This is a genomic window from Kitasatospora sp. NPDC059327, assembly GCF_042752535.1.
Taxonomy (GTDB): domain Bacteria; phylum Actinomycetota; class Actinomycetes; order Streptomycetales; family Streptomycetaceae; genus Kitasatospora.
This window is the reverse complement of the sequence record NZ_JBHYYB010000076.1, coordinates 20,236-43,170: the sequence shown is the minus strand read 5'-3', so window position 1 is coordinate 43,170 and position 22,935 is coordinate 20,236. Positions and strand designations below refer to the sequence as shown.

Here is a 22,935-nt window from a genome sequence, read left to right as displayed (position 1 = left end):
GTCCGGCGCCCCCTCGGGCGTTGCCGCGGCTCGGGGCCCCGGGGTCGTCCCCGGGGCCCCGACCGGCTCAGTGCCCCAGCGCCCGGGCGCCCGCCGCCCGGTCGGCGGCCTGCGCCTTGATCGCGCGCTCGACGCCGGCCCGCTGCTCGACGACCCGCCGGCGCAGGGCCGGGGCCGGGTCGGCGGTGCTCAGCCAGGCGTCGGTGGCGTCCAGCGTCGCCTGCTCGACCTGCACCCCCGGGTACAGCCCGACGATGATCAGCATCGCGATCTCGTGGCTGCGGCTCTCCCAGATGCCCTTGAGCGCCGCGAAGTACTTCCCGGCGTACGGCGCCAGCAGCTCGGCCTGGTCGGCCTGCTGGAAGCCCGCGATCACCGCGTCCTGGACGTAGTTGGTGAGCTTGTCCGACTCCATCACCGAGGCCCACGCCGCGGCCTTGGCCTCGGTGGTCGGCACCGAGGCGCGGCAGCTGGCGGCGTGCTCCTGGCCGGCCGCGGTGTTGTCGCGGACCAGCTCGGCCGCGATGGCGGCCTCGTCGGCGCGGCCGGTGGCGGCCAGCCGGCCGAGCAGCGTCCAGCGCAGCTCGGTGTCGACGGCCAGGCCCTTGATCTCGACCGAGCCGTCCAGCAGACCGGCGAGCAGGTCCAGCTGCCCCGCGCTGCGGGCGACCGAGGCCAGCGTGCGGGCCCACGCCAGCTGGTGGTCGCTGCCGGGCCGGGCGGCGCGCAGCTGCTCCTCGGCGGCCTCGGCCCACTGGGCGAGACCCTGCTCGCGCCAGGCCGGGTCGGTGTAGGAGTCGAGGGCGAGCTTGACCTGGCGGTGCACCGACTGGACGACACCGATGTCGGACTCCCGGCCGAGGCCGGAGACGGCCAGGGCCAGGTAGTCGCGGGCGGCGAGCTCGCCGTCGCGGGTCATGTCCCAGGCCGAGGCCCAGCAGAGCGCGCGCGGCAGCGAGTCGGTGAAGCCGCCGAGGTGCTCGGTGACGACCGCCAGCGAGTCCTCGTCCAGACGGACCTTGGCGTAGGAGAGGTCGTCGTCGTTGAGCAGGATGACGGCCGGGCGGTGCCGGCCGACCAGCTCGGGGACCTCGGTGCGCGGGCCGTCGACGTCCAGCTCGATCCGGTCGGTGCGCACCAGGGTGCCGTCGTTCAGCTCGTAGAGGCCGATGGCGATCCGGTGCGGGCGCAGGACGGCCTCGCCCTTGGCGCCGGCCGGCAGCGCCGGGGCCTCCTGCAGCACGGCGAAGGACTCGATCTCGCCGTCGCCGTCGAGGGTGAGCGCCGGGCGTAGCACGTTGATGCCGGCCGTCTCCAGCCAGGCCTTGGACCAGGCCTTGAGGTCGCGGCCGCTGGCCTCCTCCAGGGCGCCGAGCAGGTCGGCCAGGCGGGTGTTGCCCCAGGCGTGCCGCTTGAAGTAGGCCTGCACGCCCTGGAAGAAGGCGTCCTGGCCGACGTACGCCACCAGCTGCTTGAGCACCGAGGCGCCCTTGGCGTAGGTGATGCCGTCGAAGTTGACCTGGACGTCCTCCAGGTCGTTGATGTCGGCCATGATCGGGTGGGTGGACGGCAGCTGGTCCTGCCGGTACGCCCAGGTCTTCATCTGGTTGGCGAAGGTGGTCCAGGAGTGCGGCCACTTCGAACCGGGGGCCTCGGCCTGGCAGACGGCCTCGGCGAAGGTGGCGAACGACTCGTTCAGCCAGAGGTCGTTCCACCACTCCATGGTGACGAGGTCGCCGAACCACATGTGGGCGAGCTCGTGCAGGATGGTCGCGGCCCGCGCCTCGTAGGAGGCGTCGGTCACCTTGGAGCGGAACACGTACTGGTCGCGCAGGGTGACGGCGCCCGCGTTCTCCATCGCGCCGGCGTTGAACTCCGGGACGAACAGCTGGTCGTACTTGGCGAACGGGTAGGGGAAGTCGAACTTCTCCTGGAAGTAGTCGAAGCCCTGCTTGGTGACCTCGAAGATCGCCTCGGCGTCCAGGAACTCGCGCAGCGACGGGCGGCAGTACACGCCCAGCGGGACCTTCTGGTCGCCGTTCTCGTAGCTGTCGAAGACGCCGACGTACGGGCCGGCCACCAGCGCGGTGATGTAGGAGGAGATCCGGCCGGTCGGCTCGAACGTCCAGAGCCGGGTGTCGCCGTCGCCGACCGGGGTCGGGGTGGGCGAGTTGGAGACCACGACCCAGCCCTCGGGGGCGGTCACCGTGAAGGCGAAGGTGGCCTTGAGGTCGGGCTGCTCGAAGGTGGCGAAGACGCGGCGGGCGTCCGGTACCTCGAACTGGGTGTAGAGGTAGGTCTCGCCGTCGACCGGGTCGACGAACCGGTGCAGGCCCTCGCCGGTGTTGGTGTAGGCGCAGTCGGCGACGATCCGCAGCTCGTTCTCGGCGGCCAGGTCGGGCAGCGCGATCCGGCTGTCGGCGAAGTTGGCGTTGTCGAGTCGCTCGCCGTTGAGGACGATCTCCTCGACCCTCGGCGCCACGAGGTCGATGAAGGTGGCCGCGCCGGGGGTGTTGGCGCTGAACCGGACCACGGTGGTGGACCGGAAGGTGCCTCCCTCCCGGGCCGAGCTCAGGTCGAGCTCGATGTCGTACGCGTCCACGTGCAGGAGGTCGGCCCGGGTACGGGCCTCCTCGCGGGTCAGGTTGGTGCCGGGCACTCGCAGGACTCCTTCGTCAGGCTGATGCTTCGCATCCTCCCATGCCCGGCGCGCGGAGCCCGGGGAAATGTTCGAGGGCGGGGCGGAACAGGCCAAGCGGCTTGTTCCGCCCCGCCCCCGACGGGGTCGGACGTCCGGAGGCTACGTCCGGGGCGTCACTTCTTCGCGTACTTGACGACCGGGGCGTCCGAGCTCGCGCCGCGGGCGAAGCCGTACAGCGAGCCGTCCGACTGCAGCACGTACTCGGTGGTGCTGGAGCCGATGAAGTCGGCGCCCTTCTGGCTGGTGATGGTGCCGAGTTCGGTCCCGGCGCCGTCGGTCGGCGAGAGCGTGACCACCTTGGCGTCCTTGCCGTAGCCCATGTCCAGCACGGCCCGGACCTTGCCGTCCTTGTCGGTGCCGGAGACCAGCCGGATGCCGTCGTTGGTGCCGCCGGTGGACGACCAGAGCCGCTTGCCGGTCGTCAGGTCGTAGGCGTTGACGGCCGGCTTGCTCGGGTTGGTCTGGACGTACAGCGTGGTGCCGCTGACGACGTTCTGGGTGAACGCGTCGGACTGGCCGGAGAGCCGCAGGCTGTCCGCGCCGGGCTCCTTGACCGACATCGGGGTCAGCGGCTTGTTGCTCTTGTCGAACGGCAGGATGTAGTCGCCGTTCGGACCGTTGGTCACCAGCAGCACCAGCGGCTGGTCCGAGACGACCTTGTCGACGCGCTCGATGCTGCCGGTCAGCGGGATCGGCGCGGCGCTGGTGGCCTTGCCGGTGTCCGTGTCGACCAGTACCAGCTGCGACTTGGGGTTGGCGTTGGAGCCGTAGCAGCGGTCGCTCACCGCGATCTGGTTGCCGGCGGCCTTGCCGTAGACGTTGCAGTCCTTGTCACGGGGCTGGAACTGCCAGACCGGCGAGCCGTCGGCGATGTTCACCGCGCCGGCCACGTTGCCGCCGATGCCGATGACCTTCTCGGTGACGCTGAGGGTGGGCGAGGACATCCGGTCCGTGCTCACCTTGGCCGACCAGAGCAGCTTGCCGGTGCTGATGTCGACCGCGCCGACGGTGGAGCAGTCGCTGTCACCGGTGTTGAGCGCGACGGCGGCGATGTGCTTGGAGTTCACCCCGTACGAGACGGCGCAGAACTCCTTGGCGCCGGCCGGCGGCGTGATCGTCCACAGCTCCTTGCCGTCGGCCGAGTTGAGGGCGCGGATGCCGTAGCTGTCCGCGCGCACCACGGTCTTGTCGGCGCCCCAGACGCCGAGCAGCTGCGAGCCGCTGGCCGCGTTGGCGGGCTTGGCGGCGGTCCAGGCGAGGCTGTAGGACCCCGCCTTGCCGCCGTTGCCGCCACCGCCGGTGGTGCCGCCGGTGCCCGCCGTGGCGCTGGGGTCGGTGGTCGAGCCGCCGGTGGTGCCGCCCGTGCCGCTGGTGGTGCCGCCGTCGGCGGTCGGGTTGTCGGGCTCGTTGGTCTGGGTGAACAGCACGACGAGGCCGGCGACGATGGCGACGGCCAGCACGCCGCCGATGATGCCGCCCCAGATCATCACCGGGTTGCGGGGCTTGGGCGCGGCCGGCGTCGGCGCGCCGGGGAAGCCGTAGCCGGGGGCCGGCTGCTGCGGGTAGCCGTAACCGGCTCCGCCGTCGGCCTGCGGCGGGGCGGTGTAGCCGTACTGCTGGCCGGCGCCCGGCGCTCCGAACGGGGGCTGGCCGGGGTCGTACGGGCCGACCGGCGGCATGCCGGGCGGGGGCGGCGGGGCACCCTGGGCGGGGAAGGCGGCGGCGGTCGGCGCGTAGGCGTACTCGCTGCCCGGGGCCGGCGGCTGCCCGGGTGCGGCGCCCGGCGCGGCCGGTCCGGCCTGGCCGGGGACCGGAGCCCCGTCCAGTCGCGTCATCTGGTTCGCCACGGCGGCCGGGTCCGTGCCGCCGGGCGTGCGCCCGAGCGAGACGCCCCGGTTGTCCTGCGGATTGGTGCCGGACGTGTCGCCCGCCCCCGGCGTAGGGTGATCCCCTGACATCTGATGCCCCGTCATGTCTTGAAGCGCCCCCCGGCCGGGTCGCGTCCGTGGCCGGTGGGACGGGTGAGAATGGGCACCATCGTACGGGTGGGCCGTTTTCGGCCGGTCGCAGGAGCCCCGGACCCCACGCGTCCTCCCGCTGAGCTGGGCCCCGTCCGCGGCGGCCGGCTCCCGGTCGCGGACCCCGCCGTCCGGCCGCCCCGCCCGCCGCCGCCACCCCGCCGCCCCGACCCCGCCGTCCGCTACCCGCGCCACCGGCCGGCGTCAGGCCCTAGGCTTCAGGAGTTGAAGGGATCGCCCGGCGGAGGGGTTCCCTCGCCCTTGGAAGGGTGGATCATGGCGACGGACACACCGGGTTCGCAGTCCTCACTGCACCGGGCCAACCTGGAGCGGGTGCTGCGGGCGGTACGGATGGCCGGCTCGCTCACCCAGGCCGAGATCGCCCGCGGCACCGGTCTCTCGGCGGCGACCGTGTCCAACATCGTCCGGGAGCTCAAGGAGAGCGGCACCGTCGTGGTCGCCGACACCTCCTCCGGCGGCCGCCGCGCCCGCAGCGTCTCGCTGAGCGGTGACGCCGGCATCGTGGTGGGGATCGATTTCGGCCACACCCACCTCCGGGTCGCCGTCGGCAACCTCGCGCACCGGGTGCTCGCCGAGGAGAGCGCGCCGATCGACGTCGACGTCTCCGCCGCCCAGGGCTTCGACCGGGCCGAGGCGCTGGTCGAGCGGCTGCTCCGGGAGGCCGGCTTCCGCCCGGACAAGGTGATCGGCGTCGGCCTCGGCGTCCCCGGCCCGATCGACGTGGAGACCGGCGCGCTCGGCTCCACCGCGATCCTGCCCGGCTGGACGGGCATCGCCCCCGGCCGGGAGCTGGCCGAGCGCCTCGGCATGCCGGTGCACGTGGACAACGACGCCAACCTGGGCGCGCTCGGCGAACTGGTCTGGGGCGCCGGCCGCGGCCTGAGCGACCTCGCCTACATCAAGGTGGCCAGCGGCGTCGGCGCGGGCCTGGTGGTGAACGGGCAGATCTACCGGGGCCCGGGCGGCACCGCCGGTGAGATCGGGCACATCACGCTGGACGAGGCCGGCCCGGTCTGCCGGTGCGGCAACCGCGGCTGCCTGGAGACCTTCGTCGGCTCCCGCTACCTGCTCGGCCTGCTGAGCTCCACGCTCGGCCCGGACCTCACCCTGCCGCGGGTGGTCGAGCTGGCCCACCAGGGCGACCTCGGCAGCCGCCGGGTGATCGCCGACGCCGGCCGGCAGATCGGCACCGGCGTCGCCACCCTGTGCAACCTGCTCAACCCGCGCCGGGTGATCCTCGGCGGCGACCTCGCCGACGCGGGCGAACTGGTGCTCGGCCCGATCCGCGACTCGGTGGCCCGCTACGCCATCCCCAGCGCGGCCCGCCAGCTCTCCGTCGTCCCCGGCACCCTCGGCGGCCGTGCCGAGGTGCTCGGCGCGCTCGCCCTGGTGATGAGCGAGATGGGCGACTCCGGCCCGATCGGGCGATCCGTACAGGCGTCCGTCGCCCGGCCGTGAGTGCCGCCGGCCGGCCCGTGACCCGATCGTCCGTGTCCGCTGCCGACCGGGTGTGTCGTTCCCCGACCGTCCGTGCCCGCCACCGGACCCTCCGTGCCCGCCGTCGGTCGTGAACGGCGGTGACAGGCCGATGGCACCGGGCACCCCGCTCGGTGTCCGGTAGGCGGACATTAGACTCGACCGGTCGGCACCGACCGAGACCGATCGGCGCGCGTCGGCACACCGGGCAGCGAGGCCCGTCGGACCGCCCGCGGTCCGCGACTTTGAACGAGGAGGAACGGGTGGCCCTGCTGACCCGCATTCGGGGACCGCGCGATCTCGACCGGCTCACGCCCGGACAGCTGGCCGCCCTGGCCCAGGAGATCCGGACCTTCCTGGTGACGGAGGTCTCCAAGACGGGTGGCCACCTCGGCCCCAACCTCGGCGTCGTGGAGCTGACCATCGCGCTGCACCGGGTCTTCGACTCGCCGCGCGACCGGATCCTCTTCGACACCGGCCACCAGAGCTACGTCCACAAGCTGCTCACCGGCCGCCAGGACTTCTCCCGGCTGCGGATGAAGGACGGCCTCTCCGGCTACCCCTCCCGCGCCGAGTCCGAGCACGACGTGATCGAGAACTCGCACGCCTCCACCGTGCTCTCGTACGCCGACGGCCTGGCCAAGGCCAACCAGCTCCAGGGCCACCTCGACCGCCCGGTGGTCGCCGTGATCGGCGACGGCGCGCTCACCGGCGGCATGGCCTGGGAGGCGCTCAACAACATCGCCGACGCCCGGGACCGCCCGCTGGTCATCGTCGTCAACGACAACGAGCGCTCCTACTCCCCGACCATCGGCGGCATGGCGAACCACCTGGCCACGCTGCGCACCACCCAGGGCTACGAGCGCTTCCTCTCCTGGGGCAAGGACGCCCTGCAGCGCACCCCGGTGGTCGGCCAGCAGCTCTTCGAGACGCTGCACGGCGCCAAGAAGGGCCTCAAGGACTTCATCGCCCCGCAGGGCATGTTCGAGGACCTCGGCCTCAAGTACATCGGCCCGATCGACGGCCACGACCTCACCGCCCTGGAGTCCGCGCTCACCAAGGCGCGCGGCTTCGGCGGCCCGGTGATCGTGCACTGCCTCACCGAGAAGGGCCGCGGCTACCACGCCGCCGAGAACAACGACGAGGACCGCTTCCACGCGGTCGGCGTGATCCACCCGGAGACCGGTCTGCCGATCAAGAGCGCGGGCAAGGACTGGACGTCCGTCTTCGGCGAGGAGATGGTCGCGCTCGGCCGCGAGCGCGAGGACATCGTCGGCATCACCGCCGCGATGCTCCACCCGGTGGGCCTGGCCCCCTTCGCCAAGGCCTTCCCGCACCGGATCTTCGACGTCGGCATCGCCGAGCAGCACGCCGTGACCAGCGCGGCCGGCATGGCCACCAACGGTCTGCACCCGGTGTTCGCGGTCTACGCGACCTTCCTCAACCGGGCCTTCGACCAGGTCCTGATGGACGTGGCCCTGCACAAGCTCGGGGTCACCTTCGTGCTGGACCGGGCCGGTGTCACCGGGACGGACGGCGCCTCGCACAACGGCATGTGGGACATGTCGATCCTGCAGGTCGTCCCCGGTCTGCGGCTGGCCGCGCCGCGTGACGCCGACCAGCTGCGCGCCCAGCTGCGCGAGGCGGTCGAGGTCGACGACGCCCCCACCGTGGTCCGCTACTCCAAGGGCACGGTCGGCCCGGCCGTCCCCGCGGCCGGCCGGATCGGCGGCATGGACGTGCTGCGCGCCCCGGAGGCCCCGGCCGACGAGCGTCGCGCGGACGTCCTGATCGTCTCGGTCGGCGCGATGGCCCCCACCAGCCTGGAGGTCGCCGACCTGCTGGCCGCCCAGGGCATCACCGCCACCGTGGTCGACCCGCGGTGGGTCAAGCCGGTGGACCGGTCCCTGCCCGGCCTGGCGGCCGAGCACCGCGCGGTGGTCACGATCGAGGACAACGGTCGGGTCGGCGGGGTGGGCGCCGCTGTGGCGCAGGCGCTGCGCGACGCCGAGGTGGACGTCCCGGTGCGCGACTTCGGCATCCCGCAGGAGTTCCTGGACCACGCCTCGCGGCCCGAGATCCTCGCCGAGATCGGCCTCACCGCCCCGGACATCGCCCGCAGGGTGACGGCGCTGGTGTCCCGGCTGGACGTGGCGACCGTCCGGGCCTGAGCCGCCCGGCCCGGGTCCGCCCGGGCCGGCCCGCTGCCCGGCCGGTCGTCGGCCGTTTGCCACAACCGCGCAACAGTTCACCGCAATACAGGCTGATAATCGCACCGAAAGGCGGGACCGGCGCTGCCCGCGCCGATCCCGCCCGGTAGGTTGTCATCCGTGCCGACCCCCACCCGCCCCCGCCTCGCCGGGCTTGCCGAGCGCCTGCCCGACCGCGTCCGCCAGGGTTACTGGACGAGGCTGGTGCCGGTGCTGGCCCTGGTCGCGCTCGCCACCCACATCCCCTCCTTCGTCCGGCCGGTCTGGAGCCCCGACGAGGGCTTCCTGGCCACCCAGGCCCGGATGCTGGCGGACGGCGGTGTGCTCTACGACACCGTGGTCGACCGCAAGCCGCCCCTGCTGCCCTGGCTCTACCAGGCGTGCTTCGCCGTCTTCGGCTCCGCCTCGCTCTGGCCGCTGCGCACCCTGGCGGTGGTCGCCCACCTGGTCACCGCGATCCTGCTGGCCTCGATCGCCCGCGGCCGCTGGGGCAACCGGGCGGGTGCCGGTGCCGGCCTGCTCTACCTGCTGGTCTCCATCGGCCTCTCCCCGGAGGACACCCAGGCGGCGACCTTCGAGGTCTTCATGCTGCCCGCCATGGTGGCCGCCTTCCGCTACGCCGAGCGGCGCCGCTGGCTGGCCGCGGGCATCGCGGTGGCGCTCTGCTCGCTGACCAAGCAGACCGGCGGCGCGGTCCTGCTGCCGGTGCTCTGGATGCTGTTCCAGGACGCCCGTCGGCGCGGGGTCCGCTGGCCGCCCGCCCTGTTCAAGATCGGGTTCGGCTTCACCCTGCCGATAGCGCTGGTCGCGGTGATCCTCACCAAGCCCAAGGGCTTCCTGTTCTGGGTGGTCACCGGCAGCGGCGACTACGCCTCGGTGGGCGGCGCCTGGCTGCAGATGACCGGCCGCGCGCTCGGCAACTCGGCGATCCTGATCGCCGCCGGACTGGGCTTCCTGCTGCCGGTCGGCCGCCGGCTCTGGCTGAAGCACCGGCACCGCCCGCTGCCGGTCGCGGGGGAGGAGCACGGCTCCACCACCGACCTCTGGGTCTGGCTGCTCTCCTCGGTGATCGCGGTCAGCGTCGGCTTCCACTTCTTCGGCCACTACTACCTGCAGCTGATGCCCCCGCTGGTGCTGCTGGGCACCGGCGCGGTGGCCACCTCGGCGATCCGCTGGAAGCCGGTCCTGGTGTACACCACGGCCGCCGCCACGGTGTTCTGGGGGCTCGCGCTGGCCTGGCCGGGGGAGCGGCTCAACCGGACCACCGAGGTGGCCACCGCGGTCGCCGCGCAGAGCAAGCCGCAGGACACCGTGCTGGTCTGGGGCATGCACCCGGAGCTGTACTGGCTGGCCGACCGCAAGCCGGCCACCCGCTACCTGACCGCGGGCTTCCTGACCAACTTCAGCGGCGGCAAGGACGGCAACGCCAACGTCGGCGAGCAGTTCAGCGTCAGCAACGCCTGGCAGACCTTCGACCAGGAGATCGCCAAGGGCCTGCCCGAGATCGTCGTCGACGACTCCGGTCTGGCGCCCTACCAGCCCGGCATGATCCCGAAGATCGAGAACCTGCTGGACACCCACTACGAGATGGTCGGCGTCTTCGCCGACACCGTGGTCTACCGCCTCAAGCGCTGACGGACCGCACCGGGGGCCGCACAGCGGGGCGCCGCCCCCGGCCCGCTCCTCCCGGAACACGCCGGAGCCCCGGTGACCTCCTCCGAGGTCACCGGGGCTCCGGCGGGTCGTACCGCTGTGCCCTACGCGGGCACCGAGGCCACGCCCGGGGCGAGGAACGGCTTGCCGTTCACCCGCTCCGAGACACCCTCACGGTCCAGGTACGGGGTGATCCCGCCCAGGTGGAAGGGCCAGCCGGCACCGGTGATCATGCAGAGGTCGATGTCCTGCGCCTCGGCGACGACACCCTCCTCCAGCATCAGGCCGATCTCCTGCGCGACGGCCTCCAGGGCGCGGTTCAGCACCTGCTCCTCGGTCAGCACGGTGTCGCCGAAGGAGAGCAGCTCCAGCACCTCGGGGTCGAGCACCTGCTTGCCGTCGACCCAGGTGTAGAAGCCGCGCTTGCCGGCCTTGACCACCTTGCCGAGGTTCTCGGAGACGGTGAACCGCTCCGGGAACGCGTCGCGCAGGGTCTCCGAGACGTGCAGCGCGATGGCCGGGCCGACCAGCTCCAGCAGCACGATCGGGGACATCGGCAGGCCGAGCGGCTCGACGCCCTTCTCGACCGTGGCGATCGGGGTGCCCTCGTCGATGATGTCCTGGATCTCGCCCATGAAGCGGGTCAGGATCCGGTTCACCACGAACGCCGGGGCGTCCTTGACCAGCACCGAGGTCTTCTTCAGCTTCCGCGAGACGCCGAAGGCGGTGGCCAGCGCGGCGTCGTCGGTCCGCTCGCCGCGGACGATCTCCAGCAGCGGCAGGATCGCGACCGGGTTGAAGAAGTGGAAGCCGACGACCCGCTCGGGGTGCTTCAGCTTCGAGGCCATCTCGGTGACCGAGAGGGAGGAGGTGTTGGTCGCCAGCACGCAGGTCGGCGAGACCACGTTCTCCAGGTCCGCGAAGACGGTCTGCTTGACGCCCATCTCCTCGAACACGGCCTCGATCACGAAGTCCGCGTCGCCGAAACCGGCGGCCTTGTCGAGCGAGCCGGTGACCAGGCCCTTGAGCCGGTTGGCCTTGTCCTGGCCGATCCGGCCCTTGCCGAGCAGCTTCTCGATCTCGGCGTGGACGTAGCCGACACCCTTGTCGATGCGCTCCTGGTCGATGTCGGTGAGGACCACCGGCACCTCCAGACGGCGGGCGAACAGCAGCGCCAGCTGCGAGGCCATCAGACCGGCGCCGACGACGCCGACCTTGGTGACCGGGCGGGCCAGCGACTTGTCCGGCGCGCCGACGGGGCGCTTCGCCCGGCGCTGCACCAGGTTGAAGGCGTAGATGCCGCTGCGCAGCTCGCCGCTCATGATGAGGTCGGCCAGCGCCGCGTCCTCGGCGTCGAAGCCGGCCTGCAGGTCGGCGTCCTTGACCTGCTGGATGATGTCCAGCGCCTTGTACGCGGCGGGCGCCGCGCCGTGCACCTTGGCGTCGGCGATCAGGCGGCCCCAGGCGACGGCGTCGTCCCAGGCCTTGCCGCGGTCGATCGCCTCGCGCTCGACGGTGACCTCGCCCGTGAGGACCTTGGCGGCCCACAGCAGCGACTGCTCCAGGAAGTCGGCCGGCTCGAAGATCGCGTCCGCGATCCCCAGCTCGAACACGTCCTTGCCCTTGAGCTGCTTGTTCTGGCTCATCGAGTTCTCGACGATGACCTTGATCGCCTTCGAGGGGCCGATCAGGTTCGGCAGGAGGGTGCAGCCGCCCCAGCCGGGGACGAGGCCCAGGAAGACCTCCGGCAGCGAGAACGCCGGAACGCCCGCGCTGACGGTGCGGTAGGTGGCGTGCAGGCCGACCTCGACGCCGCCGCCCATCGCCGCGCCGTTGTAGAAGGCGAAGGAGGGGACGGACAGCGCGGCGATCCGCTTGAAGACCTCGTGGCCGCCCTTGCCGATGGCCAGCGCGTCCGCGTGCTCCTTGAGGATCTCGACGCCCTTGAGGTCGGCGCCGACCGCGAAGATGAACGGCTTGCCGGTGATCGCGACACCGACGATCGCGCCCTCGGCGGCCTCGGCCTCGACCTGGTCCAGCGCGGCGGACAGCTTCAGCAGCGAGCCCGGGCCGAAGGTGGTCGGCTTGGTGTGGTCGAAGCCGTTGTCCAGGGTGATCAGGGCCAGCTGGCCGGCCCGCAGCGGCAGGTCCAGGTGGCGGACGTGCGCGGTCGTGACGACCTCGCCCGGGAACAGCTCGGCGCCCTGGCGCAGCAGCTCAGTCGTGGTGCTCATGCTCACTTACCACCCTCGGACTCGGACGACTCTTCGCCGCTCCAGTGCGGGTTCTCCCAGATGATCGTGCCGCCCATGCCGAAGCCGATGCACATCGTGGTGAGGCCGTAGCGGACGTCCGGGCGCTGCTCGAAGCGGTGGGCCAGCTGGTTCATCAGGCGCACGCCCGAGGAGGCCAGCGGGTGGCCGAAGGCGATCGCGCCGCCGAACGGGTTGACCCGCTCGTCGTCGTCCGCGATGCCGTAGTGGTCCAGGAAGGCCAGCACCTGGACGGCGAAGGCCTCGTTGACCTCGAAGGCCTGGATGTCGTCGATGGTCAGACCGGCCTTGGCCAGTGCCTTCTCGGTGGCCGGCACCGGGCCGATGCCCATCACCTCGGGCTCGACGCCCGCGAAGGCGAACGAGACCAGGCGCATCTTGACCGGGAGGCCGAGCTCCTCGGCGACGTCCTCGGCGGCCAGCAGCGAGGCGGTGGCACCGTCGTTCAGACCGGCCGAGTTGCCCGCGGTGATGTTGCCGTGCGGGCGGAACGGGGTCTTCAGCCCGGCCAGCGACTCCATCGTGGTGCCCGGGCGCATCGGCTCGTCCGTGGTCGCCAGACCCCAGCCGGTCTCGCCGACCTCGGGGTTGGTGTTGCGGACGGTGATCGGCACCAGGTCCGGCTGGATGTCGCCGTTGGCGTACGCCTTGGCGGCCTTCTCCTGCGAGCGCACGGCGTAGGCGTCGCAGCGCTCCTTGGTGATGTGCGGGAACCGGTCGTGCAGGTTCTCCGCGGTCATCCCCATGAACAGGGCGGACTCGTCGACGAGCTTCTCGGACACGAAGCGCGGGTTCGGGTCGACGCCCTCGCCCATCGGGTGGCGGCCCATGTGCTCGACGCCGCCGGCCACGACCACGTCGTACGCGCCGAAGGCGATGCCGCCGGCGGTGGTGGTCACGGCGGTCAGCGCGCCCGCGCACATGCGGTCGATGGCGTAGCCGGGGACGGACTTCGGCAGGCCGGACAGCAGGGCCGCGGTGCGGCCGATCGTCAGACCCTGGTCGCCGATCTGCGTGGTGGCCGCGATGGCGACCTCGTCGATCCGCTCGACGGGCAGGTTCGGGTTACGGCGCACGAGCTCCCGGATGCACTTGACGACCAGGTCGTCGGCGCGCGTCTCGTGGTAGATGCCCTTCGGGCCGGCCTTGCCGAACGGGGTGCGGACGCCATCGACGAAGACGACGTCCCTCGCGGTACGAGGCACGGGGGCTCTCCTCCCAGGGACCAACAGATTGAGGTGGGCAGGCTGCCGCCGTCCGTCGCACGGGGGGACGTGAGCGGCGCTGCCTCACCGTCATGCTACCCGCCGGTAACCAACCTGCCCAGGCCCGACGGCCGGTTCTCCCGGTGTGTCCCCCGACACGTCCCCGCGCCCGGGGCCGGGAGGGGCGCGCGCGAGGGTGCGCAGCGGAGGCGGCGGCCCGGGGGACGACGGCGGGCACGAGGGCGGGGACGACAGAGGGGATGCCGTCCCCGGGACGGCATCCCCTCTGTCCCGGCGGAGGTGCCCCGCCGGGCCGGTGCCCGGTCCCGGGCCCCGCGTTCCTACTCCTGCGGCTCGGCCTCCGCCGCCTTGACGAAGGCCGCGGCCACCACCGGCGCCACCAGGTCGACCTGCCACTGGCGCGCGCCGAGGCGGCGCAGCGCGGCCGCCACTCCGGCGGCGCTCGGGTCGGCCGGCGGCTCCCAGGAGACCCGGCGGACCAGGTCCGGCGTGATCAGGTTCTCGGCCGGCAGGTTGCGTGCCTCGGCCAGCTCGCTCACCGCGGCCCGCGCCCCGGACAGCCGGGCGGCCGCGACCGGGTCCTTCTCGGCCCAGGCGCGCGGCGGCGGCGGGCCGTCGTGCGGTGCGGCGGCCGGCGGCAGCTGGTTCTCCGGGATCTCCCGGCCCCGCTGCACGGCGGCCAGCCACTGCTCCAGCTGGCGCCGGTGCACCCGCGGTCCGAAGCCCTGGACGGCCTGCAGGGCGGCGATGTTCAGCGGCACGGCCAGCGCGGCGTTGACGATCGCGGCGTCCGAGAGGACCCGGCCGGGCGACACGTCGCGCTCCTGCGCCAGCCGGTCCCGGGTCAGCCAGAGCTCGCGCACCACGGCCAGCTGACGGCGCCGGCGGATCTTGTGCAGCTGCGAGGTGCGGCGCCAGGGGTCGGTGCGCGGTGCCGGGCGGGGCGCGGCGGCGATCGCGGCGAACTCCTCCAGGGCCCAGTCGAGCTTGCCCTGGGCGTCCAGCTCCTGTTCGAGTGCGTTCCGCAGCTCGACCAGCACCTCGACGTCCAGAGCGGCGTAGCGCAGCCACGGCTCGGGCAGCGGGCGGGTGGACCAGTCGACCGCCGAGTGCTCCTTGGCCAGGCTCAGCCCGAGCACGCTCTCGGTCATCGGTCCGAGTCCGACCCGGGCGAAGCCGGCGATCCGGCCGGCCAGCTCGGTGTCGAAGAGCCGTCGGGGCCGCATCCCGACCTCGGCCAGGCAGGGCAGGTCCTGGGTGGCGGCGTGCACCACCCATTCGGTGTCCGCGAGGGCCGCGCCGAGCCCGCTGAGGTCGGGGCAGGCGATCGGGTCGATCAGCGCGGTGCCGGCGCCCGCGCGGCGCAGCTGGATGAGGTACGCCCGCTGCCCGTAGCGGTAGCCGGAGGCCCGCTCGGCGTCGACGGCGACCGGTCCGGTTCCCGCGGCGAAGGCGGCGACGGTGGCGGCCAGCGCCTGCTCGTCCGCCACGACTGGCGGGATCCCCTCCTTCGGTTCGAGGAGCGGGACCGGGGCTGCTTCTTCTTGGGTGGCTGCTACGGCGTCGGTCACTCACCAAGGGTACGACGGTCCTCGGGGCCGGGAGTGTTGTCGGACTGGTCAGACCGGGTTCGTGACTATGCCGCTGTGCGGCTCCGGCCGTCCCCGCCCCCGCGGCCCGGAGGGGATCGAACACCAATGCGGCGGTTCTGGAGGAAACGTTCCTCCAGAACCGCCGCAGCGGCCCTACCGATCGCTCAGTGGATGATGCCGGTGCGCAGCGCGACGGCGACCATGCCGGCCCGGTCGCCGGTGCCCAGCTTGCGCGCGATCCGGGCGAGGTGGCTCTTCACGGTGAGCGCGGACAGGCCCATCGCCACGCCGATGGCCTTGTTGGACTGGCCCTCGGCGACCAGTCGCAGCACCTCGACCTCGCGGCCGGAGAGCTCGCGGTAGGCGGCCTGCTGGGTGCCCGGGGCGCCGGGAGCCCCGGGTGCGCCCGGGGCACCGGGGGCCCCGGCCGCGCCCGGCACGCCCGGCATGCCGGGACGGCGCATCCGGCCGGCCAGACCGGCCGCGCCGAGCGGCATGCCGGGGCGGCCCGGCATCGCCACATTGGTGCGGGTGCCGGTGACCACGTAGCCCTTGACGCCGCCGGCCAGCGCGCTGCGGACCGCGCCGATGTCGTCGGCGGCGGAGAGCGCCAGGCCGTTGGGCCAGCCCGCGGCACGGGTCTCGGCCAGGATGGTCAGTCCGGAGCCGTCCGGGAGGTGGACGTCGGCGACGCAGATGTCGCGCGGGGTGGACACCCGGGGGCGGGCCTCGGCGATCGAGGACACCTCGATCACGTCCCGGACGCCGAGCGCCCAGAGGTGGCGGGTGACGGTGTTTCGGACACGGGGATCAGCGATGACCACCATGGCGGTGGGCTTGGTCGGCCGGTAGGCGACCACGTTTGCGGGGTGCTCAAGAAGGACCGACACCAGGCCTCCTGCGGGGAGTGGCGGACGGAACCCCGATGGGGGCGGTCGGAGTGTTCCGCGTTTGGAAAGGGTCACAGTCTGCTTCGGCAGCTACCGTGCCCGGCTTTAGCGAAAGATCACGATCTAGTGAGTAACAATACGGACAAATCGCGCATATGACTGATGCGACATGCCTTGGATTCGTACAAAATCGATCAGAATCGGCATGGATCGGTCACGTTGGGTCGGACAATTGACGCAGAGCAGATGCCGAGCCACAGTCCGTCAGCCCTGGGGGTGGCGTTGGGGCAGCTGCCGCGACCGCGGCGTGCGGACCACCCGTCAGTGCGAGCGCGGGCGTCGACGGGCCGGCATCGGGACCACCCCGCCGAGTGAGGGCACGTCGGCGGCCGGCTGCGGCGCGGGCGCGGCCGGCGGCAGGCCCGCGCTGATGCACAGCAGATCCCCCCAGGCGGCCAGGTGCCGCTCGAAGCGGCCGTCGGCCGGCGTCCAGGAGGCCCGGATCTCGATCTCGGTGGAGGACTCACGGTCCGCCAGGGCGCCGAAGTACTGCGACGCGCACCTGGTCACCGTGCCGGACGGCTCCGCGTACCCGGCGCCGTGCGCCTGCAGGGCGTCCAGCAGCCAGGCCCAGCCGACCTCGGAGAGCATCGGATCGCCGGCCATCTCCGGCTCCAGCTCCGCCCGGGTCATGGTCACCACGCGGAAGTCGCCGTTCCAGGCCTCCTGCCCGGCCGGGTCGTACAGCAGCACCAGCCGGCCGTCGGCCAGCTCGTCGCCGTCCACCTCCACCGAGGCGGTCAGGGCGAACGCGTGGGGGGCGAGCCGGCGCGGCGCCGGGGCGGGGGAGAGTTCGAGCTCGGGGCGCAGCCGCGCCCCCGTCAGAGCCTCGACCGCGGCCCGGAACTCGCTCGGCGCCGCCTCCCGACCCGTTCCGCCACCTGTTCCGCCACCCTGTGCGGGGTGCCCGCCGACCGCTGCCATGTCCCGAAGACTAGGTCGAAGACCGGGGTAATCGCCGCAACTTCTGCTCGCGCGGCGTGCCGGGACGGCAAACCGGCCAGATCTTGGAGGAACCCACGAGACCGGGCGGGGAGTCGGGTCCGGAGCGCGTGCGAAGATTTGAACCGTGAGCGAGACAACGGCAGACACCACGGCAGCCACCCCCACCGGTCAGCAGTCCTCCGTGCGACGCGGCGCCGCGCACGACTCCGCGTTCCTGCGCGCCTGCCGGCACGAGCCGGTGCCGCACACCCCGGTGTGGTTCATGCGCCAGGCCGGCCGCTCGCTGCCCGAGTACCTGAAGGTCCGCGAGGGCATCCCCATGCTGGAGTCCTGCATGCGGCCCGAGCTGGTCAAGGAGATCACCCTGCAGCCGGTGCGCCGGCACAAGGTCGACGCGGCGATCTTCTTCAGCGACATCGTGGTGCCGCTCAAGGCCGTCGGCATCGACGTCGACATCAAGCCCGGCATCGGCCCGGTGATCGCCGACCCGATCCGCACCGCCGAGGACCTGCGGCGGCTGCGCCCGCTGGAGCCGGACGACGTCTCCTACGTCACCGAGGCGGTCGGCCTGCTCGTCGACGAGCTCGGCACCACCCCGCTGATCGGTTTCGCCGGCGCCCCCTACACCCTCGCCAGCTACCTGATCGAGGGCGGGCCCTCCAAGAACCACGAGAACACCAAGGCCATGATGTACGGGCAGCCCGAGCTGTGGGCCGCCCTGCTCGACCGGCTGGCGGACATCACCGCCGCGTTCCTGAAGGTGCAGATCGAGGCCGGCGCCTCCGCCGTCCAGCTGTTCGACTCCTGGGTGGGCGCGCTCGCCCCCGCCGACTACCGCCGCTCGGTGATGCCGGCCAGCACCAAGGTCTTCGACGCGGTGGCCGGGTACGGCGTGCCGCGGATCCACTTCGGCGTCGGCACCGGTGAGCTGCTCGGGCTGATGGGCGAGGCCGGCGCGGACATCGTCGGCGTGGACTGGCGGGTGCCGCTGAACGTCGCCGCCGAGCGGGTCGGCCCCGGCAAGGCACTGCAGGGCAACCTCGACCCGGCCGTCCTCTTCGCGCCCACCGAGGCGGTCGAGGCCAAGGCCCGCGAGGTGCTGGACGCCGCCCGGGTGCTCGGCACCAGCGGCCACATCTTCAACCTCGGCCACGGCGTGCTGCCCAGCATGGACCCGGACGCGCTCAGCCGGCTGGTGGCGTTCGTGCACGAGGCCAGCGCGCGCTGACCGGCCGCCGCGACGGCGTCGACCCGGCGGGCCCCGTTCGACCGGGGCCCGCCGTCGTCGTTCTCACGGCTCCTGTCGCTCCTGGGCCCGCTGGTCCTCGTCCCCGTTCTCGTCCTGCGGCTGGTGCGGCTGGTGCGGCAGGTGGGCGGGGACCGGCGGCAGCGCGGGCCGCCGGCGCCGGCGGACGAGCCAGAAGGCGAGCGCCGCCGGCACCAGCACCAACAGGAACGGCGTCACCGCGGCGACCGCCACCGCGACGCCCCGCACGATCGCGGTCAGGACGTGCCAGCCGCCGCCCAGCGCCGAGCCGACGGAGTCCCGGAAGCCGTCGTGCTCCTTCGCGTCGGGCCGGTCCGGTGCCGGGGTGTCCGCCCGCTGCCGCACGTCGAGCGTGATGGTGGAGAGCGAGGTCCTCGCCGACAGCTCCTTCAGCTGCTTCTGCAGCGACTCCAGATCCGCCTCGCGGCGGCTCAACTCGCCCTCCAGGCTGGTGATCTCGGCCAGTGTCCTGGCCTGGGCCATCAGCGCCCGGACCCGGTCCACGCTGGCCTGCTGGGTCTGCGTCCGGCTGGAGACGTCCGCGACCTGCTGGGTGAGGTCGTCCGCCTGGCTCTTGCGGGACAGCACCTCGCCGAGCCCCGCGAGCTGGTCCAGGGTCTGCTGGTAGGCCGCCGACGGCACCTTCACCGTGAGCTGCCCGCTCTGCGGGCCGGGCGCGGGGCGGTCCTCCGGGCGACCGCCGGTGCCCGTGTCACCGGGCTGACCGCCGCCGCTCACCGTCTCGCTCGCCACGTAGCCGCCCGCGCCGATCGCCAGCTCGCGGGCCCTCGCCAGCGCGGTGTCCGTCCGCGCCACCCGCACCGACAGCTGCGCGCTGTACGCGATCTGCCGGGTGTCCACCACGGGCACCACGGCGGACTGCCCGGAGCCCGACTGCCCGGAGCCCGACTCCGGCGCGACCTTGGGCGCGGCCGCCGCTCCCGGCGCCGCCGGCGCCGCCGCGTCACCGGCCGCCGCTGCCGCCGGGACTCCGCGCGCGGAGTCCCCCCGGTCGGCGGCGCCGCACCCGCCGGCCAGGACCGCCGCCACGACCACCGCCGCCAGCGCCCCCGCTCTGTGCCGTCCTCGTTCCACGATCGAGCCCTCCCCGCGTCCTCGGTTCCGGTGCCGCTTCCGTCCGGCACCCGAACCATTCGACGGGACCGGGCCCCGATCGGACCCGCTCCGGAGGTCGCAGCTCGATCACGGCTCGGCTGCGGAGCGGACAAGGCGTCAGACCGCCTCCACCGCGATCCCCGCCCGCCGCAGCAGCGCCGCCGTCACCCCGTCACCCGGCCGCGACGCCCCGGTGAACGTGCCGTCGTAGATCCGGCCGCACCCGCAGGAGGGGCTGCGGGCCATCAGCAGCGCCCGCCGCGCCCCGGCGGCCTCGGCGGCGGCCAACGCCTGCCGGGCGCCGTCCAGGAACGCCTCGGTGAGGTCGGCCCCCGTCGAGTCCACCACCCGGGCCCGGCCGTCCAGCACGTCGGCGCCGTCCCCACCGACGATCTCGGCCGGCGGCCGCGGCGTCGGCAACCCGCCCGCCCCCTCCGGGCAGACCACCACCGCCCGCCCCTCCCCGGCCGGCCCGACCACGGCCTCCGCGGTCTTCGCCCGCCCGTCGTAGCGACAGGGCACGCCGGCCAGGCACGCGCTCACCAGGATCATCTCCTCCGGGGCCGGTCGGTCCCCGAGGACTTCCGCAGGCTCCACTGCCTCTCCTCCGCTCGGTGGCCCGGGTGAGCGGATGCCCGCGGACCGTCCCGGACGCTACCTTGGGCTCCATGAGTGAGTTGCCGGACTGGATGTACGCGCCCCGCGAGGAGGGGTGGCTCGCCGAGGACCTCGACCACCTGCCGCAGGCGCCGCGGCACACCGAACTGATCGATGGAGCACTGGTCTTCGTGATGTCCCCGCAGCGTTCCTGGCACAGCCGGGTGGTCACGGCGCTGACCGGTGTCCTGGAGGAGCTCGTGCCGGACGGGGTCCTCGCGGAGCGTGAGATGACGATCAAGCTGGACCCGCGCAACCGTCCGGAGCCGGACCTGCTGGTCGCCACCGCCGAGTTCGACCCCGACCGTACGTGGTTCGCACCCGAGGAGGTCGCGCTCGTCGTGGAGGTCGTCTCGCCGGAGTCGGCCCACCGGGACCGTACCGTCAAGGTGCGCAAGTACGCCGAGGCCGGGATCCCGCACTACTGGATCATCGAGGAGGAGGAGGGCCTGCCGGTGGCGCACGTCTTCGAACGCGAGGCCAGTACCTCCTCCTACGCTCCGGCCGGGATCTTCCGGGGCCGGCTGCGACGGCCGGTCCCGTTCCCCGTCGACCTCGACCTCGACGCTCTCGTCCCTGTCCGGAAGCGGGCGGATTGAGGCATTGATGTAAGGACCTGCGAGACTGCGGGACATGTCGCAAGCACAGGTCGTCGTGATCGGTGGCGGTATCGCGGGGCTGGCCGCGGCCGCTTTTCTCAGCGGGGCGGCCGGTGGCGCCGCACGGGCGCGGGTGACGCTGCTGGAGGCGTCCGACCGGTTCGGCGGGAAGCTGTCCGGGGGAGAGGTCGGCGGGGTCCGGGTGGACCTCGGGGCCGAGTCGATGCTGGCGCGGCGGCCGGAGGCGGTCGAGCTGGCGCGGGCGGTCGGGTTGGGCGACGCGCTGGAGCCGCCGACCACCGCGAAGGCCGCGATCTGGACCAGGGGCGCGCTGCGTCCGCTGCCCGGCGGTCAGGTGATGGGCGTCCCCGGTGACCTCGCGGCGCTCGCCGCCTCCGGGGTGCTCAGCGCCGAGGGCCTGGAGCGGGCCCGGCACGAGGGCGCCACCGAGGTCACGGACGATGTCGCGATCGGGCGCTACGTCGCGGACCGGTTGGGCCGCGAGGTGGTGGACCGGCTGGTCGAACCGCTGCTCGGCGGCGTCTACGCCGGGCACGCCGACGAGATCTCGCTGCGCGCGGCCGTACCGCAGCTGCTGGAGATCGCGCGGGGCGGGGGCTCACTGGTGGAGGGCGTGCACGAGCTGGCCACCCGGCCGCGGATCGTCGGCACCCCCGTCTTCCAGGGGCTGCGCGGCGGCATCGGCACGCTGCCCGGGGCGGTCGCCGAGGCCTGCGCCCGGGCCGGGGTCGAGCTGCGCACCCGCACCGCGGTGGACGGGCTGCGCCGGATCCCGGGGGGCTGGCGGGTGGTGACCGCCGACGGCGAGGCGCTGGACGTGGACGCCGTCGTGCTCGCGGTGCCCGCGCCCGCCGCCGCCCGGCTGCTGCGCCCGGACGCGCCGGGGGCGGCCGCCGAGCTGGCGGCCGTCGAGTACGCGGGGATGGCGCTGGTCACCCTGGCGTTCCGGCGGGCCGACCTCCCGGAGCCGCCGACCGGCAGCGGCTTCCTGGTGCCGCCGGTGGACGGCCGGCGGATCAAGGCCTCCACTTTCTCCTCCAACAAGTGGGGCTGGCTGGAGCGCTCGGCCCCCGACGCCTTCCTGCTGCGCACCTCGCTCGGCCGGCTGCGCGAGGAGCAGCCGCTGGAGCTGGCGGACGAGGAGCTGGTGGCGCGGTCGCTGTCCGACCTGGGTGAGGCGATCGGCCTGACCGCCCGTCCCTACGACACCGCGGTCACCCGCTGGCGGTCCGGCCTGCCGCAGTACCCGGTCGGTCACCTGGACCGGGTGGCCCGGATCCGGACGGCCGTCGGCCGGGCGGGCGCGCTGGCCGTCTGCGGGGCCGCCTACGACGGAGTGGGCATCCCGGCCTGTATCGCGAGCGCGCGGGCGGCCGTCGCCGCGCTCGACGAAGTGTTGACCCCGACGACCGGGGAGAACGTCACGGAGAGGACAATGGGCGCATGACTGAGACCGTTGAGCAGCAGCCGGAGCAGCAGCCCGAGAAGAAGAAGGCGCGCGACCTGAACCAGGTCATCCGCTACACCATGTGGTCGGTGTTCAAGCTCAAGGGCGAGCTGCCCGAGGACCGGGCCGCCCTGGCCGCCGAGGTGGACGAGCTGTTCGCGCAGCTCGACGCCAAGGACGTCACGGTGCGCGGCACCTACGACGTGTCCGGCCTGCGGGCGGACGCCGACATCCTGGTCTGGTGGCACGCGGCGGACTCGGACGACCTCCAGGAGGCGTACAACCGCTTCCGCCGCACCGGCCTCGGCCGGGTGCTGGAGCCGGTCTGGTCCAACATGGCGCTGCACCGCCCGGCCGAGTTCAACAAGTCGCACATCCCGGCCTTCCTGGCCGACGAGCGCGCGCGCGACTACGTCTGCGTCTACCCCTTCGTCCGCTCCTACGAGTGGTACCTGCTGCCGGACGCCGAGCGGCGCGCGATGCTCGCCGAGCACGGCCAGATGGCGCGCGGCTACCCGGACGTGCGGGCCAACACGGTGGCCTCGTTCGCGCTCGGCGACTACGAGTGGCTGCTCGCCTTCGAGGCGGACGAGCTGCACCGGATCGTCGACCTGATGCGCGACCTGCGCCCGTCCCGGGCCCGGCTGCACGTCCGCGAGGAGGTCCCCTTCTTCACCGGTCGCCGCAAGCCGGTCAGTGAGCTGCTGGCCGGCCTGGTCTGACCCGCCCGCCCGCCGGGAGGCCGGCTCCGCCCCGCCGAGGG

General features: G+C 73.3%; 16 protein-coding genes. 7 read left to right on the top strand and 9 right to left on the bottom strand.

Features of this window, described 5'->3' with window-relative positions; translation table 11 throughout:
• Positions 1–67: 67 nt before the first annotated feature.
• Together pepN and ACFXHB_RS33165 are read right to left on the bottom strand one after the other, a co-directional pair.
• The gene (gene pepN / locus ACFXHB_RS33170) at positions 68–2,659 is read right to left on the bottom strand and encodes an aminopeptidase N (RefSeq protein WP_380578625.1); all 2,592 of its coding nucleotides are present in this window, start codon (positions 2,657–2,659) and stop codon (positions 68–70) included.
• 155 nt (positions 2,660–2,814) lie between these two features.
• Positions 2,815–4,659, bottom strand: coding sequence for a PQQ-binding-like beta-propeller repeat protein (locus ACFXHB_RS33165; protein WP_380578623.1), 1,845 nt, complete (start codon positions 4,657–4,659; stop codon positions 2,815–2,817).
• A gap of 336 nt (positions 4,660–4,995) precedes the next feature.
• Between ACFXHB_RS33165 and ACFXHB_RS33160 the strand changes: the two genes are divergently transcribed.
• From ACFXHB_RS33160 to ACFXHB_RS33150, 3 genes are all read left to right on the top strand, one after another.
• A complete protein-coding gene (locus tag ACFXHB_RS33160; RefSeq protein WP_380578621.1) occupies positions 4,996–6,198 on the top strand; it encodes an ROK family protein in 1,203 nt (400 codons plus the stop codon).
• A gap of 281 nt (positions 6,199–6,479) precedes the next feature.
• Complete coding sequence (dxs, locus tag ACFXHB_RS33155) at positions 6,480–8,387, top strand: 1-deoxy-D-xylulose-5-phosphate synthase (protein ID WP_380578619.1); 1,908 nt, start codon at positions 6,480–6,482, stop codon at positions 8,385–8,387.
• 159 nt (positions 8,388–8,546) lie between these two features.
• Positions 8,547–10,061 carry an ArnT family glycosyltransferase gene (locus ACFXHB_RS33150; RefSeq protein WP_380578617.1) on the top strand — a complete coding sequence of 505 codons (1,515 nt, stop codon included), beginning with the start codon at positions 8,547–8,549 and terminating at the stop codon, positions 10,059–10,061.
• A gap of 122 nt (positions 10,062–10,183) precedes the next feature.
• Here ACFXHB_RS33150 and ACFXHB_RS33145 read toward each other — a convergent pair whose 3' ends face one another.
• The 5 genes from ACFXHB_RS33145 to ACFXHB_RS33125 all read right to left on the bottom strand — a co-directional run bounded on the left by ACFXHB_RS33145 (position 10,184) and on the right by ACFXHB_RS33125 (position 17,044).
• The gene (locus tag ACFXHB_RS33145; protein ID WP_380578615.1) at positions 10,184–12,313 is read right to left on the bottom strand and encodes a 3-hydroxyacyl-CoA dehydrogenase NAD-binding domain-containing protein; all 2,130 of its coding nucleotides are present in this window, start codon (positions 12,311–12,313) and stop codon (positions 10,184–10,186) included.
• Between the two features lie 2 nt (positions 12,314–12,315).
• The gene (locus ACFXHB_RS33140; protein WP_380578613.1) at positions 12,316–13,557 is read right to left on the bottom strand and encodes a thiolase family protein; all 1,242 of its coding nucleotides are present in this window, start codon (positions 13,555–13,557) and stop codon (positions 12,316–12,318) included.
• 341 nt (positions 13,558–13,898) lie between these two features.
• Positions 13,899–15,149: an HRDC domain-containing protein gene (locus tag ACFXHB_RS33135; RefSeq protein ID WP_380578611.1), complete on the bottom strand. Its 1,251-nt coding sequence runs from the start codon at positions 15,147–15,149 to the stop codon at positions 13,899–13,901.
• A 185-nt stretch (positions 15,150–15,334) separates the two neighbouring features.
• Positions 15,335–16,060 carry a LuxR C-terminal-related transcriptional regulator gene (locus ACFXHB_RS33130; protein WP_380578609.1) on the bottom strand — a complete coding sequence of 242 codons (726 nt, stop codon included), beginning with the start codon at positions 16,058–16,060 and terminating at the stop codon, positions 15,335–15,337.
• A 321-nt stretch (positions 16,061–16,381) separates the two neighbouring features.
• On the bottom strand, positions 16,382–17,044 hold the full coding sequence (locus ACFXHB_RS33125) for a DUF3000 domain-containing protein (RefSeq protein ID WP_380578607.1): 663 nt from the start codon (positions 17,042–17,044) through the stop codon (positions 16,382–16,384).
• A gap of 145 nt (positions 17,045–17,189) precedes the next feature.
• Here ACFXHB_RS33125 and hemE point away from each other — a divergent pair, with 145 nt between their 5' ends.
• The gene (hemE, locus tag ACFXHB_RS33120; RefSeq protein WP_380578605.1) at positions 17,190–18,293 is read left to right on the top strand and encodes a uroporphyrinogen decarboxylase; all 1,104 of its coding nucleotides are present in this window, start codon (positions 17,190–17,192) and stop codon (positions 18,291–18,293) included.
• A gap of 63 nt (positions 18,294–18,356) precedes the next feature.
• On the opposite strand, the gene ACFXHB_RS33115 is transcribed toward hemE, so the two are convergent.
• Both ACFXHB_RS33115 and ACFXHB_RS33110 read right to left on the bottom strand, forming a co-directional pair.
• Positions 18,357–19,427 carry a DUF4349 domain-containing protein gene (locus ACFXHB_RS33115; protein ID WP_380578603.1) on the bottom strand — a complete coding sequence of 357 codons (1,071 nt, stop codon included), beginning with the start codon at positions 19,425–19,427 and terminating at the stop codon, positions 18,357–18,359.
• 138 nt (positions 19,428–19,565) lie between these two features.
• On the bottom strand, positions 19,566–20,000 hold the full coding sequence (locus tag ACFXHB_RS33110) for a DUF523 domain-containing protein (RefSeq protein WP_380578629.1): 435 nt from the start codon (positions 19,998–20,000) through the stop codon (positions 19,566–19,568).
• 116 nt (positions 20,001–20,116) lie between these two features.
• On the opposite strand from ACFXHB_RS33110, the gene ACFXHB_RS33105 reads away from it, so the two are divergent.
• From ACFXHB_RS33105 to hemQ, 3 genes are read left to right on the top strand one after another with little or no spacing between them, the layout of a single operon-like run.
• Entirely contained in the window at positions 20,117–20,704 is a 588-nt protein-coding gene (locus tag ACFXHB_RS33105; protein WP_380578601.1) for a Uma2 family endonuclease, read from the top strand.
• A gap of 34 nt (positions 20,705–20,738) precedes the next feature.
• A complete protein-coding gene (gene hemG, locus ACFXHB_RS33100) occupies positions 20,739–22,172 on the top strand; it encodes a protoporphyrinogen oxidase (protein ID WP_380578599.1) in 1,434 nt (477 codons plus the stop codon).
• Entirely contained in the window at positions 22,169–22,894 is a 726-nt protein-coding gene (gene hemQ, locus ACFXHB_RS33095; RefSeq protein ID WP_380578597.1) for a hydrogen peroxide-dependent heme synthase, read from the top strand. Before hemG ends, hemQ begins: the two co-directional genes overlap by 4 nt.
• Positions 22,895–22,935: the final 41 nt, after the last annotated feature.

Bases quoted from the DNA above. Each gene is read 5' to 3' on its own strand.
- ACFXHB_RS33110 (WP_380578629.1), bottom strand. From the start codon at position 20,000: ATGATCCTGGTGAGCGCGTGCCTGGCCGGCGTGCCCTGTCGCTACGAC.
- hemG (WP_380578599.1), top strand. From the start codon at position 20,739: ATGTCGCAAGCACAGGTCGTCGTGATCGGTGGCGGTATCGCGGGGCTG.
- hemQ (WP_380578597.1), top strand. From the start codon at position 22,169: ATGACTGAGACCGTTGAGCAGCAGCCGGAGCAGCAGCCCGAGAAGAAG.
- ACFXHB_RS33125 (WP_380578607.1), bottom strand. From the start codon at position 17,044: ATGGCAGCGGTCGGCGGGCACCCCGCACAGGGTGGCGGAACAGGTGGC.
- ACFXHB_RS33105 (WP_380578601.1), top strand. From the start codon at position 20,117: ATGAGTGAGTTGCCGGACTGGATGTACGCGCCCCGCGAGGAGGGGTGG.
- ACFXHB_RS33160 (WP_380578621.1), top strand. From the start codon at position 4,996: ATGGCGACGGACACACCGGGTTCGCAGTCCTCACTGCACCGGGCCAAC.
- ACFXHB_RS33165 (WP_380578623.1), bottom strand. From the start codon at position 4,659: ATGTCAGGGGATCACCCTACGCCGGGGGCGGGCGACACGTCCGGCACC.
- ACFXHB_RS33145 (WP_380578615.1), bottom strand. From the start codon at position 12,313: ATGAGCACCACGACTGAGCTGCTGCGCCAGGGCGCCGAGCTGTTCCCG.